The sequence below is a fragment of the Geodermatophilus sp. Leaf369 genome, assembly GCF_001424455.1.
Lineage (GTDB): Bacteria > Actinomycetota > Actinomycetes > Mycobacteriales > Geodermatophilaceae > Klenkia.
In genome coordinates this window covers 306,830-322,047 of record NZ_LMQA01000002.1, presented here as the reverse complement: position 1 = coordinate 322,047, position 15,218 = coordinate 306,830, and the positions used below count along the sequence as shown (strand labels likewise).

17 protein-coding genes and 2 riboswitches are annotated in these 15,218 nt (G+C 75.0%); of the genes, 10 read left to right on the top strand and 7 right to left on the bottom strand.

Annotation, left to right across the window (positions count from 1 at the left end; all coding sequences use genetic code 11):
- Nucleotides 1-27: 27 nt before the first annotated feature.
- The 5 genes from ASG36_RS10365 to ASG36_RS10345 form a co-directional block, all read right to left on the bottom strand.
- Nucleotides 28-501 (bottom strand): OsmC family protein, encoded by a 474-nt coding sequence (locus tag ASG36_RS10365; protein ID WP_055763503.1) that lies wholly within the window; start codon nucleotides 499-501, stop codon nucleotides 28-30.
- Nucleotides 502-565: 64 nt separating this feature from the next.
- A complete protein-coding gene (locus tag ASG36_RS10360) occupies nucleotides 566-1,930 on the bottom strand; it encodes an aminotransferase class V-fold PLP-dependent enzyme (protein WP_055763501.1) in 1,365 nt (454 codons plus the stop codon).
- A gap of 38 nt (nucleotides 1,931-1,968) precedes the next feature.
- A riboswitch (SAM riboswitch) is annotated at nucleotides 1,969-2,081 on the bottom strand.
- Between the two features lie 62 nt (nucleotides 2,082-2,143).
- Nucleotides 2,144-2,965: a MetQ/NlpA family ABC transporter substrate-binding protein gene (locus tag ASG36_RS10355; RefSeq protein ID WP_235494836.1), complete on the bottom strand. Its 822-nt coding sequence runs from the start codon at nucleotides 2,963-2,965 to the stop codon at nucleotides 2,144-2,146.
- A 23-nt stretch (nucleotides 2,966-2,988) separates the two neighbouring features.
- The gene (locus tag ASG36_RS10350; RefSeq protein ID WP_055763498.1) at nucleotides 2,989-3,648 is read right to left on the bottom strand and encodes a methionine ABC transporter permease; all 660 of its coding nucleotides are present in this window, start codon (nucleotides 3,646-3,648) and stop codon (nucleotides 2,989-2,991) included.
- Entirely contained in the window at nucleotides 3,645-4,652 is a 1,008-nt protein-coding gene (locus ASG36_RS10345; RefSeq protein ID WP_055763496.1) for a methionine ABC transporter ATP-binding protein, read from the bottom strand. The genes ASG36_RS10350 and ASG36_RS10345 overlap by 4 nt, the downstream gene beginning before the upstream one ends.
- A gap of 372 nt (nucleotides 4,653-5,024) precedes the next feature.
- Nucleotides 5,025-5,134, top strand: a riboswitch (SAM riboswitch).
- A 101-nt stretch (nucleotides 5,135-5,235) separates the two neighbouring features.
- Here ASG36_RS10345 and ASG36_RS10340 point away from each other — a divergent pair.
- Genes ASG36_RS10340 through ASG36_RS10325 form a run of 4 tightly spaced genes read left to right on the top strand, consistent with a single transcriptional unit; the run spans nucleotide 5,236 to nucleotide 9,585 of the window.
- Nucleotides 5,236-6,426, top strand: coding sequence for an LLM class flavin-dependent oxidoreductase (locus tag ASG36_RS10340; RefSeq protein WP_055763494.1), 1,191 nt, complete (start codon nucleotides 5,236-5,238; stop codon nucleotides 6,424-6,426).
- Between the two features lie 11 nt (nucleotides 6,427-6,437).
- Nucleotides 6,438-7,802: an NtaA/DmoA family FMN-dependent monooxygenase gene (locus ASG36_RS10335; protein ID WP_055763493.1), complete on the top strand. Its 1,365-nt coding sequence runs from the start codon at nucleotides 6,438-6,440 to the stop codon at nucleotides 7,800-7,802.
- Between the two features lie 17 nt (nucleotides 7,803-7,819).
- Nucleotides 7,820-8,497, top strand: a complete 678-nt coding sequence (locus tag ASG36_RS10330) for a GNAT family N-acetyltransferase (protein ID WP_235494833.1) — start codon at nucleotides 7,820-7,822, stop codon at nucleotides 8,495-8,497.
- Nucleotides 8,498-8,499: 2 nt separating this feature from the next.
- Nucleotides 8,500-9,585 carry an LLM class flavin-dependent oxidoreductase gene (locus tag ASG36_RS10325; protein WP_055763491.1) on the top strand — a complete coding sequence of 362 codons (1,086 nt, stop codon included), beginning with the start codon at nucleotides 8,500-8,502 and terminating at the stop codon, nucleotides 9,583-9,585.
- Nucleotides 9,586-9,588: 3 nt separating this feature from the next.
- Here ASG36_RS10325 and ASG36_RS10320 read toward each other — a convergent pair whose 3' ends face one another.
- On the bottom strand, nucleotides 9,589-10,077 hold the full coding sequence (locus ASG36_RS10320; RefSeq protein WP_055763489.1) for a carbonic anhydrase: 489 nt from the start codon (nucleotides 10,075-10,077) through the stop codon (nucleotides 9,589-9,591).
- A gap of 90 nt (nucleotides 10,078-10,167) precedes the next feature.
- Between ASG36_RS10320 and ASG36_RS23100 the strand changes: the two genes are divergently transcribed.
- From ASG36_RS23100 to ASG36_RS10300, 5 genes are read left to right on the top strand one after another with little or no spacing between them, the layout of a single operon-like run.
- Nucleotides 10,168-10,242, top strand: a complete 75-nt coding sequence (locus tag ASG36_RS23100) for a putative leader peptide (protein WP_369794088.1) — start codon at nucleotides 10,168-10,170, stop codon at nucleotides 10,240-10,242.
- A gap of 43 nt (nucleotides 10,243-10,285) precedes the next feature.
- On the top strand, nucleotides 10,286-10,774 hold the full coding sequence (locus tag ASG36_RS10315; RefSeq protein WP_055763487.1) for a winged helix-turn-helix domain-containing protein: 489 nt from the start codon (nucleotides 10,286-10,288) through the stop codon (nucleotides 10,772-10,774).
- Nucleotides 10,771-11,745 carry a sulfotransferase gene (locus ASG36_RS10310; RefSeq protein WP_055763485.1) on the top strand — a complete coding sequence of 325 codons (975 nt, stop codon included), beginning with the start codon at nucleotides 10,771-10,773 and terminating at the stop codon, nucleotides 11,743-11,745. The genes ASG36_RS10315 and ASG36_RS10310 overlap by 4 nt, the downstream gene beginning before the upstream one ends.
- On the top strand, nucleotides 11,742-12,668 hold the full coding sequence (locus ASG36_RS10305; RefSeq protein ID WP_235494831.1) for a hypothetical protein: 927 nt from the start codon (nucleotides 11,742-11,744) through the stop codon (nucleotides 12,666-12,668). Before ASG36_RS10310 ends, ASG36_RS10305 begins: the two co-directional genes overlap by 4 nt.
- 21 nt (nucleotides 12,669-12,689) lie before the next feature.
- Nucleotides 12,690-13,241 (top strand): hypothetical protein, encoded by a 552-nt coding sequence (locus ASG36_RS10300; RefSeq protein ID WP_055763483.1) that lies wholly within the window; start codon nucleotides 12,690-12,692, stop codon nucleotides 13,239-13,241.
- Nucleotides 13,242-13,247: 6 nt separating this feature from the next.
- On the opposite strand, the gene mftD is transcribed toward ASG36_RS10300, so the two are convergent.
- A complete protein-coding gene (gene mftD, locus ASG36_RS10295) occupies nucleotides 13,248-14,444 on the bottom strand; it encodes a pre-mycofactocin synthase MftD (RefSeq protein WP_055763481.1) in 1,197 nt (398 codons plus the stop codon).
- A 127-nt stretch (nucleotides 14,445-14,571) separates the two neighbouring features.
- Between mftD and ASG36_RS10290 the strand changes: the two genes are divergently transcribed.
- Nucleotides 14,572-15,216: an FMN-dependent NADH-azoreductase gene (locus ASG36_RS10290; protein WP_055763479.1), complete on the top strand. Its 645-nt coding sequence runs from the start codon at nucleotides 14,572-14,574 to the stop codon at nucleotides 15,214-15,216.
- The last annotated feature ends 2 nt before the right edge of the window (nucleotides 15,217-15,218 follow it).

Below are 15,218 nucleotides of genomic sequence, written 5' to 3'. Positions count from 1 at the left end.
CGGTCCCGGGCCCCGCTGGCGTCCGCGTCAGGACAGCGGCTGGGCGACCCACTCGGCGGTGTACTCGAGGCCCGAGCGCACGAAGAGCTGGGTGACCGGGCAGCGGCGCTCGGTCTCTGCCTGGAGCTTCGCGAAGGTGGCCTCGTCGGCGTCGGTCGCCACGGTGGCCCGCACGGTGACGGCGTCGAAGTTCGCGTTGCCCTCCTCGCCGCTGACCATGACGGCGGTGTCCAGGTCGCCCTGCACGTCGAAGGTCCAGGCGCCGAGGGTGACCCCGAGCTCCTTGGCCACGATCGAGGCGGTGATCTGGTTGCAGGAGCTCAGCGCCGCCAGCACGTAGGACAGCGGGCTCGGCGAGGAGTCCGCGCCGCCGAAGGCCGGGTAGGTGTCGACGTCGAAGACGTGGCCGGCGTCGCCGCCGACGGTGATCTGCTGGGCGACGCCGGTGCCCTCCGCGTGGTGGGTGAAGGGGACGACGCTCGCCTTGGGCCGGGTGGCCATGGTGGTTTCTCCTCGGGTCGTGGACGTGCTGTCCGCCGGGTTCGGCGGGGGTCTGTGCCGCGGTTCAGCGAGTCGGCGCGGGACCGCAACCGGCACCGCGGGCGACGGCGGCCAGGTCGGCCCCGGCCAGCCCGGCCAGCGGTCGGGGGTCGGCCACCGGCTGGTGCCTGCCCTCCACCACCGCGTACTCGACGGCCGGGCCGTCGGCGACGAACCGGGCGACCGCGTCGACCAGCCGGTCGACGTCGGCCGAGGACGTGCCGACCCCGACGCTGGCCCGCAGCGCACCGCCGGGGACGCCCAGCCGGGCGAGCAGCGGGTGCGCGCAGAACCGGCCGTCGCGCACCCCGATGCCGTGCTCGGCGGACAGGTACGCGGCCACCAGCCCGGGGTCGGCGCCTGCGACGGTGAAGCTGACGACGCCGGTGGGGTCGACCGAGTCCGACCAGATGCGCAGCAGCCGGACGCCCGGGACCGCAGTGAGCCCCTCGACCAGCCGGGTGCGCAGCGCCCGCTCGTGGTCCTCCAGCGCGCCGGGGGGCAGCGCAGCGAGGGCGTCGCAGGCCGCCGCCAAAGCGACCGCGCCCAGCACGTTGGGCGAGCCGCCCTCGTGCCGGTGCGGGGCGGGCACCCAGGTCGTCGTCGCCACCTCGACCTGGGCGACGGCGCCGCCGCCGGGCAGGTACGGCCGGCCGGTGTCCAGCCAGTCGCGGCGCCCGACCAGGGCGCCGGTGCCGAACGGGGCGTAGGCCTTGTGCCCGGAGAAGGCCACCCAGTCGGCGCCGGACTCGGCCAGGGAGAACCGCCGGTGCGGGACGAGCTGGGCCCCGTCGACCAGCACGAGCGCACCTGCGGCGTGGGCCAGCTCGGTCACCCGGCGCAGCGGGAGGGACTCCCCCGTCACGTTCGAGGCGCCGGTGACGGCGACCAGCACGTAGCGCCGGGCGGCCAGCGCCCCGGCCAGCAGCTCGAGGGTGCCGGCGACCGTCGGCGCCGCGGTGAGCACGTCGCACAGCTCGCGGGAGCGCTCCTGCCAGGGCAGCAGGTCCGCGTGGTGCTCGACGTCCAGCACCAGGACGGCGCCGTCGACGGGCAGGCAGCCGGCGAGCAGGGAGAGCGCGTCGGTGGTGTTGCGGGTCAGCACGCAGACGTCGTCCGCGCGGGCACCGACGAACGCCGCGACGGTGTCCCGGGCCGACTCGTAGAGCGCGGTGGAGACCTGGGAGAGGTAGCCCGCGCCGCGGTGCACGCTGGCGTAGAGCGGCAGCGCCTCGGCGACCCGGGCCGCGACCGCGGCCAGCGCGGGGGCGCTGGCCGCGACGTCGAGGTTGGCGTAGGTCGCGGTGCCGCCGTCGACCAGCGGGACGAGGGTGTCCGCGCCGGTGGTGGGCAGCAGGGGGGCGGTGCGGCAGTCGAGTGCGGTGGACATCGGGGAGCTCCTGGCCGTCAGGGGCCCGCACCTGGCGGGACCCGCGCTTGCGGCTGCGCTGCGCAGCCGCCAGGTCGTCACCCGGAGCACCCCGTCGCGGTGGAAGGGTTGCCGGCCAGCGAGCCGGGGCTTCGCGCTGGCACTCGTGACCTGCCAGCAGAGTGCCATGCGCGCGCGAAACCCGTCAAACCCGATCGAGCTGGTGGGGATTGCTCAGAACGCGGGGATGACCGCGCCGTCGTAGGTGTCCTCGATGAACTGGCGCACCTCGTCGGAGTGCAGCAGCTCCTCCAGGGTCTGGATGCGCTCGTCGCCCTCGTCACCGGCCCGCACGACCAGCAGGTTGGCGTTGGGGTTGCCCTCGGCCTCCTCCAGCGCCAGCGCGTCCTCGGCCGGGGTGAGGTCGGCGTCGATGGCGTAGTTGCCGTTGATCACCGCGATGTCGACGTCGGCCAGCGAGCGGGGCACCTGGGCGGCCTCGACCTCGGAGATCTGCAGGTCGACCGGGCTGCTCTCGACGTCCAGCGAGGTCGGGGCGGCGTCGCCGGTGTCGGCGAGCACCACGAGGTCGTTGGCCTCGAGCAGGCGCAGCGCGCGAGCGGCGTTGGTCGGGTCGTTGGGGATGGCCACCGTGGCGCCGTCGGGCAGGTCGGCGAGGTCGGTGAGGGAGTCGGAGTAGATGCCCAGGGGCTCGACGTGCACCGGCTCCAGGGCGGTGAAGTCGTAGCCGGCGGTGGCCTCCTGCTCCTCCAGGTAGGGGACGGTCTGGAAGAAGTTCGCATCCAGGGAGCCGTCGTCCAGGGCCACGTTGGGCTGGACGTAGTCGGTGAACTCGACGATGTCGAGGTCCAGCCCGGCGTCCTCGGCGAGGTTCTCGTCGATGAACCGCAGGATCTCGGCGTGCGGCACCGGGGAGGCGCCGACGCTGAGCGGTTCGTCGGCGGCGGACAGCTCGGCGTCCCCACCGCCGCAGGCGGCCAGCACGGCGGTCGCGGTGAGGGCGGACAGGGTCAGGGCGAGGCGACGGGAACGCACGGGGGTTCTCTCCAGGTGGGGGGTCATCGGCGCGCCAGGCGGCGCGCCCAGGTGTCGCCGCCGAACTGCAGCGCCTGGACGACGACGAGCAGCAGGGCGACGGTGAGCAGGGTGATGTCGGTGCGGAACTGCTGGTAGCCGAACCGGATGGCGAAGTCGCCGAGGCCGCCGCCGCCGATGGCGCCGGCCATGGCCGAGTAGCTGATCAGCGCGACGACGGTGACGGTGACGCCGGCGACGAGCGAGGGCAGCGCCTCGGGCAGCAGCACGGTGCGGACGACGTCGCGGCGGCGGGCGCCCATCGCCAGGGCGGCCTCGACCTTGCCGTGCGCGACCTCGCGCAGGCTGGTCTCGACCAGCCGGGCCAGGAACGGGACGGCGCCGATGGTGAGCGGCACGATCGCCGCGGTGGAGCCGATGGTGGTGCCGACCAGGCCGCGGGTCAGCGGGGCGACCAGGACCAGCAGGATGATGAACGGCAGCGAGCGGCCCAGGTTGACCAGCAGCCCGAGCACCCGGTTCAGCACCGGGTGCGGGGCCAGCGCGCGGGGCCCGGTGACGGTGAGCAGTACGCCCAGCGGGATGCCGAGCAGCACGGTGATGACGGCGGCGACGGCGACCATGTAGAGCGTCTCGCCGGTGGCGTCGAGGAGCTGGGGCCAGATGCGGGACCAGTCGCTCATCGGGCCGCTCCGGCCGCGACGCGCTCGACCCGGGAGCCCTCGGCGCGCAACCGTTCGAGCGCGGTGTCCAGGCCGCTCTGGTCGGTGCCGGTGACCCGCAGCAGCAGGCGACCGTGCCGGCCCCCGGCGACGGTCTCCACCGAGCCGCCGGCGACCTCGACGTCGAGCCCGAGCCCGCCGACCAGGGCCTGGAACACCCGGGTCTCCGGCGTCGCGTCGGTGACGGTGACCCGCACCAGGGTGCCGGTCTCCCTCTCGTCGGCGACCGGGGCGGGCAGCAGGGCCGCGGCCAGCGGGGAGTCGCCCCGGGCCAGCACCTCGTCGAGTCGGCCGCCGTCGACCACCCGACCGGCCTCCAGCAGCACCGCGGAGTCGCAGACGGCCTTGACCACGGCCATCTCGTGGGTGATGAGCAGGACGGTGAGGCCGAGTTCGTCGCGGACCCGCCGCAGCAGCTCCAGCACCCCGGTGGTGCTGGTCTGGTCCAGGGCCGAGGTGGCCTCGTCGCAGAGCAGCACGGTGGGCCGGGCAGCAAGGGCGCGGGCGATCGCCACCCGCTGCTTCTGCCCGCCGGAGAGCTGGCCGGGCCGGGCCGCGGCCCGCTCGCTCAACCCGACCAGGTCCAGCAGCTCCCCGGACCGGCGGCGCCGCTCGGCCCGACCGACCCCGGCCAGCTCCAGCGGGTGCTCGACGTTCTCCGCGGCCGTGCGGGAGTCCATGAGCTCGAAGTGCTGGAAGACCATCCCGATCGAGGTGCGGGCCTTCCGCACCTCGTCGGCGGAGAGGTCCGTGAGCACCCGCCCGTCGACGGTGACCGACCCGGAGGTGGGCCGCTCGAGCAGGTTCACCAGCCGGATGAGCGTGCTCTTGCCCGACCCGGAGGGGCCGACCACGCCGGCGAAGTCCCCGGCGGGGACGGACAGGTCGACGCCGTCGAGCGCGACGACCTCCTGGCCGCCACGGGCGGCCGGGAAGACCTTGCGGACGTCGTTCAGTTCGATCACGGGCGTGGTTCCTCGCAGTGGGGTGGCCGGGCAGCAGCACGCACCCGACGCGGTGGCAGACGCGCACCGGTCGGGCTCCGACCTCAGCGGTCGGGGTGGGTCAGCGACAGAGCCAGCTGGCGGTGCCGGCGTGGTCGACGGCGAGATCGCGCGTCAGGAAGGGCCGGTGCACGGTCGCCATGGTGCACGCCTGTGAGCAATCCCCACAAACCCGGTGCGCTTTGTGTGAGGGGGTTCTCACCGGCCTGCGACCTGCGGATCGGAGGCCAGTCCGGTCCCAGACCGTCGATCCCGCCCACCCGCGCACTGCATTCCCCACCAGTCCGGTGGAGAAAGTGGACAGCGGCCCCGGGCGTGGTTAGCGTCGGAGCCGGTCGAGAGCGTCAGCGACAAGCCCTGGCTCGCTGACCGGCAACCCTCCTTCACGGCGGGGTGCCCCAGGTGATGACCCGGCGGAGGCCACCCCTCCGCAAGCGTGGACGCCGCACGAGGAGAGCCCTGTGCCACCGAAGACCGTCGCCCGCCCACCGGCCGGGGGACGCCCCCCGCTGCCCGGGGCGCGCCCAGCCGAACCGGAGACGACATGACCCCCACCCCCCTCCACCTGGTCGCCGCCCTGGACGGCGCCGGCTGGCACCCCGCCGCCTGGCGCGAGCCCGACGCCCGCCCCCGCGAGCTGCTGCGCGCCGGGTACTGGGTCGACCTCGCCGCCGAGGCCGAGGCCGGCCTCCTCGACGCGGTGACCATCGAGGACGCGCTGAACCTGCAGTCCGACGACCCGTTCACCCCGGACGACCGCACCGACCGGGTGCGCGGCCGGCTGGACGCGGTGCTCGTCGCCTCCCGGGTCGCGCCCACCACGCGGCACCTGGGGTTCCTGCCGACCGCCGTGGTCACCCACACCGAGCCCTTCCACCTGTCCAAGGCGATCGCCACGCTGGACTACGTGAGCACCGGCCGGGCCGGCGTCCGCGTCCAGGTGGCCGCCCGACCCGACACCGCCGGGCACTTCGGCCGCCGGGAGCTCCCGCCGGTCGACCGGGCGAGCGCGGCCACCGGGCCGCTGGTCACCGAGCTGTTCGACGAGGCCGCCGAGTACGTCGAGGTGCTCCGCCGGCTCTGGGACAGCTGGGAGGACGACGCCGAGATCCGGGACGCCGCCACCGGCCGCTTCGTCGACGTGGACAAGCTGCACTACGTGGACTTCGAGGGGCGGTCCTTCTCCGTCCGCGGCCCCTCGATCACCCCGCGGCCGCCGCAGGGCCAGCCCGTGGTCGCGGCGCTGGGCCACGCGCAGGTGCCGTGGCGGTTGATCGGCCGCTCCGCCGACCTCGGCTTCGTCACCCCGACCGACGCCGCGGACGCCGCCCGGCTGGTCACCGCCGTCCGCGAGGAGCAGGCCGCGGCCGGCCGCGCCGAGGAGACCGTGCACGTGTTCGGCGACCTCGTGGTCGTGCTGGACGACGACGAGACCACCGCCCGCGAGCGGCTGGCCCGCCTCGACGAGCGCGCCGGCACCCCGTTCACCAGCGATGCCCACGTGTTCACCGGGACGCCGTCCCAGCTGGCCGACCTGCTCGCGGAGTGGCAGCAGGCCGGGCTCACCGGCTTCCGGCTGCGGCCGGCGACCCTGCCGCACGACCTGCGCCAGGTCACCCGGGGCCTCGTGCCCGAGCTGCAGCGCCGCGGCCTGTTCCGCACCGGCTACGAGGCCGACACCCTGCGCGGGCTGCTCGGTCTGGGCCGCCCCGCCAACCGCTACGCCCACGCCTGAGGAGCCCCGCGATGCCCAAGCAGATCCACCTCGCCGCGCACTTTCCCGGCGTCAACAACACCACCGTGTGGAGCGACCCGGCCTCGGGCAGCCACGTCGAGTTCGAGTCCTTCCGCGAGTTCGCCCAGATCGCCGAGCGCGGGAAGCTGGACTTCCTGTTCCTCGCCGAGGGCCTGCGGCTGCGCGAGCAGAACGACCGCATCTACGACCTCGACGTCGTCGGTCGGCCCGACACCTTCACCGTGCTGGCGGCGCTGGCCGCGGTCACCGAGCGGATCGGGCTGACCGGCACGATCAACTCCACCTTCAACGAGCCCTACGAGGTGGCCCGGCAGTTCGCCAGCCTCGACCACCTCTCCGACGGCCGGGCGGCGTGGAACGTGGTCACCTCGTGGGACGCCTTCACCGGGGAGAACTTCCGCCGCGGCGGCTTCCTGGCCCAGGACGACCGGTACGACCGGGCGAAGTCCTTCCTGGCGACCGCGCACGAGCTGTTCGACGCCTGGCGGGGCGACGAGGTGCTGGCCGACCAGGAGAGCGGTCGGTTCCTGGCCGAGCCGCACCCCGGGGCCTTCGCCCACCGCGACCGGTTCTTCGACATCAGCGGGCAGTTCGACGTCCCCCGCAGCCCGCAGGGCCGGCCGGTGGTCTTCCAGGCCGGGGACTCCGACGAGGGCCGGGACTTCGCCGCCGCGTCCGCGGACGTGATCTTCTCCCGGCACAGCACGCTGGAGGCCGGCCAGGCGTTCTACGCCGACGTGAAGGGCCGGCTCCCCCGGTTCGGTCGCACCCGCGAGGAGCTGCTGATCATGCCGGCGGCCACCTTCGTGCTCGGCGACACCGAGGCCGAGGCCGCCGAGCTCGCCCAGGAGGTGCGGCTGGCGCAGGTGTCCCCCGCGACGGCGATCAAGTTCCTCGAGCAGCTGTGGAACCGCGACCTGTCCGCGCACGACCCCGACGGCCCGCTGCCCGCCGTCGACCCGCTGGTCGGGGAGAACACCATCGCCAAGGGCCGGGCCAGCGTGCGCATGCACCGCGACCCGGTGGCCACGGCGAACGAGTGGCGGGCGACGGCCGAGGCCGAGGGCCTGACCACCCGCGAGCTGATCGTCGAGGTGACCGGCCGGCAGTCCTTCATCGGCACCCCGGCCACGGTCGCGGCGACCATCGACGAGTTCGTCCAGGCCGACGCCAGCGACGGGTTCGTGCTCGCCCCGCACATCACCCCGGGCGGGCTGGGGCCCTTCGTCGACCAGGTGGTGCCGCTGCTGCAGGAGCGCGGCGTCTTCCGCACCGACTACGAGGGCACCACGCTGCGCGAGCACCTCGGCCTGCCGCTGCGCCGCACCGGCGGGGAGTCGGCGGTGGCGTCCTGACCACGACCACCACCCACGTGCTGGACGCCCCGGCCTGGGCGTCCCTGCACGGGCCGCACGCCGCCTTCGCCGAGCGGGTGGGCCGGGTGGTGCGCTACCCGACCGACGTCTCGCCGTTCCTGGCGATGCCCGCGGACACCACGGACCAGGACTGGGCGGACGCCGCGGCGCTGGTCGGCCCGGGTGGCGTCGTCCCTCTCGCCGGTGCCACGAGTCCGCCGCCGGCGGACTGGGCGACGGTGTACTCGGTGCCCGGGGTCCAGCTCGTGGACGCCGGGGTGGTGGCCGCCCCCGACGAGGAGGCGGTGCTGCTGGGCGACGCCGACGTCCCGGAGATGCTGGCGTTGGTCGAGCGCACCCGGCCGGGCCCGTTCCTGCCGCGCACCCACACCATGGGCACCTACCTGGGCATCCGCCGCGGCGGTGCGCTGGTGGCGATGGCCGGGGAGCGACTGCACCCGCCCGGCTGGACCGAGATCAGCGCGGTGTGCACCGACCCCGACCACCGCGGCCAGGGCCTGGGCACCCGGCTGGTGCACGCCGTGGCGCACGGCATCCGGGCCCGCGGCGAGACCCCGTTCCTGCACGCGGCAGCCAGCAACACCGGGGCGATCGGGCTGTACGAGTCGCTGGGCTTCCGGCTGCGGCGGACGACGACCTTCGCCGCCGCCCGCCCCCCGGCCGGGGACCGCTGACCGTGGAGGTGCACTGGTTCCTGCCCACCCGCGGCGACAGCCGGGACGTCGGGCCGGCCACCACCGACCGCGGGCACAACGCCGCCGCGCTCCGGCGACGCCCCACCCTGGACTACCTGGGGGCGGTCGCCGGGGCCGCCGAGCAGGCCGGGTTCACCGCGGTGCTCACCCCCACGGGCTCGGGCTGCGAGGACGCCTGGGTGACCTGCGCGGCACTGCTGGACCGCACGCAGACGCTGCACTTCCTGGTCGCGTTCCGCCCCGGCTTCATCCTGCCGACGCTGGCCGCCCAGCAGGCGGCGAGCTTCCAGCGGCTGTCCGGCGGGCGGCTGCGGCTCAACGTCGTCACCGGCGGCGACCCCGTGGAGCAGCGGTCCTACGGCGACTTCCTCGACCACGCCGCCCGCTACGCCCGCACCGGGGAGTTCCTCGACGTGCTGCGGCGCTGCCTGGCCGGGGAGCGCTTCGACGTCCACGGCGAGCACGTGCAGGCCGAGAGCGCCGGGCTGAGCAACCCGCCCGACGTCGTCCCCCCGGTGTACCTGGGTGGGGCGTCGACCGCGGCCGAGGACGTGTCGGCCCGCTTCGTGGACACGTACCTCACCTGGGGCGAGCCGCCCTCGATGGTGCGCGAGCGGCTGGACCGCGTGCGCCAGAAGGCCGCCGACCAGGGCCGGACCATCCGGTTCGGGATCCGGCTGCACGTGGTCAGCCGGGACACCCCGGAGCTCGCCTGGGCCGAGGCCGACCGGATGCTGGCCGGGATGCCGGCGAGCGCCATCGCGGCCACCCAGGAGCGGTTCGCCCGGATGGACTCGGTCGGGCAGGCCCGGATGGCCTCGCTGCACGGCGGCTCGGTCGGCGACGGCGCCCGCTCGCTGGAGGTCGCACCGAACCTGTGGGCCGGGATCGGGCTGGTGCGCGAGGGCGCGGCGACCGCGCTGGTGGGCAGCCACGAGCAGGTCGCCGAGCGGATCACCGAGTACGCCGAGCTCGGCTTCGACGAGTTCGTGCTGTCGGGCTACCCGCACCTGGAGGAGGCCTGGCGGGTGGGCGAGGAGGTGCTCCCCCTCCTCGCCCACCCGTGAGGCTCAGTCGACCTCGTGCAGCTCCCCGGTCGCCACGTCGAACACGAAGCCCCGCACGCTGTCCTTCAGCGGGATCAACGGGCTGTCCAGGATGCGCTGCCGCGACGCCCGGACGTCGTCCTCGAGGTCGCTGAACGCCTCCGACGCCCACGGCGGGCGGGTGCCGACCTCGGCGGCGATGCCGTCCCGGAACTCGGTGTCGTCGAAGGTGAGCATCCCGCAGTCGGTGTGGTGCACCAGCACGATCTCCTTCGTGCCGAGCAGCCGCTGGCTGATCGCCAGCGAGCGCACCTCGTCGTCGGTGACCACGCCGCCGGCGTTGCGGATGACGTGTGCCTCCCCCTCGGCCAGCCCGAGTGCGCGGTAGACGTCCAGGCGGGCGTCCATGCAGGCCAACACCGCGATCTGCTTGGCCGGTGGCAGCGGGAGCGGGCCGGAGAAGGTCTCGGCGTAGCGGGCGTTGTTCTGCAGCAGGTCGTCGGTGACGGTCATGGCGCCAGCCTGCACCCGTGGACGGCGAATTCCTACTGATCCGATGGACTCAGTGCACATTCCCTCGCACCGGGCTGGTAGGAAGACCCCGTGAGCCACCCGACCCTGAGCCGACGTCTGCACGTCGACCTCCGGCGCGTGGGCTCCAGCAGCTGTCGGGCGTGACCGCGCCGCCCGCCACCTGCCACCCCCTCCCCCGGAGTTCCCCGTGACCGCTGCCCCCGCCCTCCCCCTGCCCACCGAGGCCGTCGCGCACCTGCGCGCCGTGCCCACCCCGCGCGAGCCGGCCCCCGTGGCGCTCCTGCTGCTCACCGACGACGGCCGGCTCACCACGCCCCGTCCCGACCAGCTCGCCGCGCTGGTCACCCGGCTCACCGCGCCCCCGCCCGCCCCCGACGCCGAGCCCCCGGTCGTCGTGCTGGGCCGGCTCACCCTGCGCGAGGACAGCTACCTGGCCGTGGTCGACGACCGGCCGGTGCCGCTCACCGCGCGGGAGTTCGACGTCCTGGCCGAGCTGGCCCGCCGGGCCGGTCGCACCGTCACCCGCGAGCACCTGCTGCGCGAGGTGTGGGGCACCGACGACGCCGGCAGCCGCTCGGTCGACGTGCACGTCGCCCGGCTGCGCGCCAAGCTCGGCGCGGCCGCGGCGCAGCTGGTCACCGTCCGCGGCGTCGGCTACCGGCTGGACGCCGCGTGAGCGACCGGCTGCCGCAGTTCGTGCTGGCCGGCGCCCCCAAGGCCGGGACGACGGCGCTGCACGCGGCGCTGGCCACCCACCCCGGGCTGTACCTGTCGCCGGTCAAGGAGCCGAAGTTCTACCTGACCGACGGCCGTCCGCCGCCGCGCTCGGGCCAGCAGGGTCCCGGCGACGCGCACAGCGCGCGGGAGTGGGTCTGGCGTCGGGACCGCTACGTGCGGCTGTTCGCCGGCGCCCCGGCCGGCGCGGTGCGCGGGGAGAGCACGCCGTTCTACCTCTACGACCGGGCCGCCCAGCGCCGCCTGGTCGCCGACGTGCCGGACGTCAAGGTGGTGGCCGTCGTCCGCGACCCGGTCGACCGGGCGCTCTCGAACTGGGTGCACCTGCGGGCCGACGGGCTGGAGCCGGTCGCCGACTTCGGCCGGGCCGTGGAGCTGGAGGAGCACCGGATCGCCGCCGGGTGGGCGCCGTTCTGGCACTACACCGGGCTGGGCCGGTACGGCGAGCAGCTGCGCGACCTGCTCACGGTGCTCCCCCGCGAGCAGCTGCTGGTGCTGCGGTTCCGCGAGGTCGTCGCCGAGCCCGCGCGGACGCTGGACCGGGTCGGCGCCTTCCTCGGCGTCGCCCCCGGGGTCGCGCACGCCGTCCCGGCGGAGAACGTGAAGCCCTTCGTCGCCGACACCACGCGGTACCGGGCGCTGGCCCGTTGCGCGCGGGCCGGAGCACGGGCCGGGGCGTTGCTGCCGCCGCAGGTGTGGCGGCAGGTCTCGAGGCCGCTCCTCGCCGCCCTGCACGCCGGCGCGACGAAGCGGCCACCGCTACCGGTGGAGGTGCGCCGGGCCGTGCTGGAGCGGGTGCTGCCCGACATCGCGCTGCTCGAGGAGGTGACCGGCGAGTCCTTCGCGGACTGGCGTGCGGACACCGGACGCGGGGACTACGCCAGCCGGGCCGCCCGCCAGGACGGCGCGTGACCCGGGCTGGCAGCCTGGCCCCGGTGAGCTGGAGCCGGGCACGGGTGGAGAGCTTCTGGGCCGACGCCGAGGTGGTGGCCGTCCCCGACGACCCCCGCCCGGGCTCCTGGGTCGGCGGGCCCTCGGTGCAGCTGGTGGACGGCGTGTGGTGGCTGGCGCAGCGGCTGCGCCGTCCGGTGGGCGAGGGACGCGGGTTCGCCAACTCGCTCTCCCGGTCCGACGACGGCGTGCACTTCGAGCCGGTCGCCGCGCTGGGCAAGGACGCGTTCGGCGCCGAGTCGCTGGAACGCCCCGCCCTGGTGCACACCCCCGACGGCCGCTGGCGGACCTACGTCAGCTGCGCGACCCCGGGCACCAAGCACTGGCGGGTGGACCTGCTGGAGGCCGACACCGTGCAGGGCCTGGCCACCGCGACCCCCCGCACCGTGCTGCCCGGGGACGCGGGCAGTGCGGTCAAGGACCCGGTGGTCCGGCACGACGGCGGGCGGTGGCACCTGTGGGCCTCGGTGCACCCGCTGGACGACCCCGACGCCACCGACCGGATGACGGTCGACCACGCCACCAGCACCGACGGCGTCGACTGGACCTGGCAGGGCACCGTGCTCACCGGCACCCCGGGCACCTGGGACGCCCGCGGGGTGCGCCCGGCGACGGTGTGGACCGAGGACGGCGCGACCTGGGCGCTCTACGACGGCCGGGCGACCGCCGAGGAGAACTGGGAGGAGCGCACCGGGCTGGCCCGGGTCGACCCCGACGGCTGGACCCCGGTCGGGGACGGCCCGCTGCTGCAGAGCCCGCACGCCCCGCACGGGCTGCGCTACGCCGAGGTCGTCATGTTGCCCGACGGCGGCCACCGCTGGTTCTACGAGGCCACCCGGGCCGACGGCGCGCACGAGTTGCGCACCGTGCTGCTGCGCGACTGACCCCACGGCAGACTCTCCGTCGTGGAGTCGTCGCCGGAGGCCGTGCTGACCCGGTTGCGGCCGCTGCTGCGGGCGGTGCACGAGGCGCTGTCGGCCGGGGTCGCGGTCAGCCATGCGATCCACCGCCAGCACGGCTGGCAGCCCACCGCCGACCCGCACCTGGACCGACAGCTGGTGCGCCGGCACGCGATGGAGCAGCTGCGCCCCTGGTCGGCGTCGATCGGCGAACAGCTCACCGTCGACGTCGGCGACCAGGGCGGGGAGAACCTCGGGCTGCCGATGTCCGGGCTGATCGTCAGCACCGACGTCGACGTCCTGCGGGTCTGGCACTCCGCGGACGGCGAGCTGCCCCCGGGCGACACCCGGGCGCTGCAGGCCTTCTACGACCAGTCGCCGGTGCAGCAGACCCAGCTGGTGCTCGAGGGCGCCCCGCCGGCCGGCAACCACCTCGCCCTGCTGTGGGCCGACCGGGCCGGGGTGCTCAGCCGGCTGGAGCTGGTGCGTCCCTGGTGGCGCGGGGGCCGGCACCCCGAGGCCGACTGGCGGGTGGACCTGCTCCGCCAGCCGGCCTGAGGTCGCTCAGACCACGTGCTTCTGGTCCGCGGTGCCCAGCACCCGCGGCCAGTTCGCCGGGACGACGACGTCCTCGGGGCGCAGGTCCTTCACGTCGCGGTGGCCCAGGCCCAGCACGGCCGAGTCGATGCCGCTGCGCAGGATGTCCAGCACGTTCTCCACGCCGGCCTGCCCGTTGGCGGCCAGCCCCCACAGGTAGCCCCGGCCGATCATCGCGGCCTTGGCACCCAGCGCCAGGGCCTTGACGACGTCGGAGCCACGGCGGATGCCACCGTCGGTGACCACCTCGACCTGGTCGCCGACGGCCTTGGCGATCGCGGGCAGAGCGCGGATCGAGGCCGGGGTGCCGTCGAGGTTGTTGCCGCCGTGGTTGGAGACGGAGATGGCGGTGACGCCGGCGTCCACGGCACGGTGCGCGTCGTCGACCCGCATGACGCCCTTGAGCATGAACGGCCCGCCCCACTGCTCGCGCAGCCACTGGACGTCCTCCCAGGTCGGGAGGGGGGTGCCCATCCACTCGCCGTAGGCACCGAAGAACGTGGGCGCGGGGCCGCCGCCGGCCGGGGCCAGGTTCGGGGTGGTCAGGTCGGGGATGGCCCCGGTCTTGAGCCAGGTGTAGAGCCACTGCGGGCGCAGTGCGACCTCGGGGCCGAACTGCAGCGCCGCCTTGAGGTTCACCTTCTCCGGGATCGCCGGGGAGCCCCAGTCGCGGCCGTTGGAGAACGACCAGTCCAGGGTCATGATCAGCCCGACGCAGCCGGCCGCGCGGGCCCGCTCCATCCGCTGCACCAGCACGTCGCGGGAGCCGACCCAGTACATCTGGAAGAAGGTCTGCGGGCTGGCCGCGGCGACCTCCTCCACGCTCTTGGAGGCGAACGAGCTCAGACCCATCGTGATGCCGCGGGCGGCGGCGGCCCGGGCGACGGCGACCTCGCCGTCGGGGTGCACGGCCTGCACGCCGGTCGGGGAGATCATCACCGGCATCGACAGGGGCTGGCCCATCACGGTGGTGGTGAGGTCGCGCTCGCCCTGCAGCCCGGCCACGTGCGGGGCGAAGCCCAGCTCGGAGTAGGCGCGGGTGTTGTCCTCGATCGTGTTGCCGCGCTCGGAACCCGCGATCAGGGCCCCGTAGACGGACTTGGGGAGTCGCTTCTTGGCGCGACGCTGCGCCTCGGCGACGGTCTCGAACCACTGGTTGGCCATGGGGTGTCCTCCTCGGGCGGCCACGGTGCCGCACTGTGCTGTGCGTCTCAGGATGCCCTGTGACACTCAGTGCCACCACCCCCGGGCGGATCCGGTCCGCCCCGGGGCCGATGAGAAGGAGCGCCCCGTGCCCCACCTGCTGCACCTCGACGCCTCGGTCGACCCGCGCACGTCGTCCTCACGCCCGGTCACCGCGGCCTTCGCCGAGGCGTGGCGCGGTCTGGGCGCCGACCACACGGTCACCCACCGCGACCTGCAGGCCGACCCGCCGCCACACCTGCCCGACGCAGCCCTGCACTGGGCCCCGGCCCTGCGCACCCCGGCCGAGACCGGTGCCGAGGTGGACGACGTGGTGCAGCGCGAGCTGCTGGCCGAGCTGCTGGCCGCCGACGTCGTGCTGGTCGGCGCGCCGATGTACAACTGGTCGCTGCCCTCCACGCTCAAGGCGTGGGTCGACCACGTGCACGTGCTCGGGACGACGGTGCCCTTCGGTGAGCTCACCGACCAGCCGCTGGCCGGGCGCACCGCCGTGGTGGTCTCCAGCCGGGGCGCGGGCTACGCGCCGGGAAGCCCGACCGCGGGCATGGACCACACGGTGCCGCCGCTGGCGCTGGTGCTCAGCCAGTCCTTCGGGATGACCGTCGAGGTGGTCACCCTGGAGCTGACCCTGGCCGGGCGGGTGCCGGCGATGGCCGACCTGCAGGCGACGGCGACCGCCCAGCGGGAGGCCGCCGTCGCCCGCGTGCAGGAGCTGGCCCGCACGCTGGGGTGACC

Bases quoted from the DNA above. Each gene is read 5' to 3' on its own strand.
- ASG36_RS10335 (WP_055763493.1), top strand. From the start codon at position 6,438: ATGCCCAAGCAGATCCACCTCGCCGCGCACTTTCCCGGCGTCAACAAC.
- ASG36_RS10350 (WP_055763498.1), bottom strand. From the start codon at position 3,648: ATGAGCGACTGGTCCCGCATCTGGCCCCAGCTCCTCGACGCCACCGGC.
- ASG36_RS10340 (WP_055763494.1), top strand. From the start codon at position 5,236: ATGACCCCCACCCCCCTCCACCTGGTCGCCGCCCTGGACGGCGCCGGC.
- ASG36_RS10320 (WP_055763489.1), bottom strand. From the start codon at position 10,077: ATGACCGTCACCGACGACCTGCTGCAGAACAACGCCCGCTACGCCGAG.
- ASG36_RS10360 (WP_055763501.1), bottom strand. From the start codon at position 1,930: ATGTCCACCGCACTCGACTGCCGCACCGCCCCCCTGCTGCCCACCACC.
- ASG36_RS10365 (WP_055763503.1), bottom strand. From the start codon at position 501: ATGGCCACCCGGCCCAAGGCGAGCGTCGTCCCCTTCACCCACCACGCG.
- mftD (WP_055763481.1), bottom strand. From the start codon at position 14,444: ATGGCCAACCAGTGGTTCGAGACCGTCGCCGAGGCGCAGCGTCGCGCC.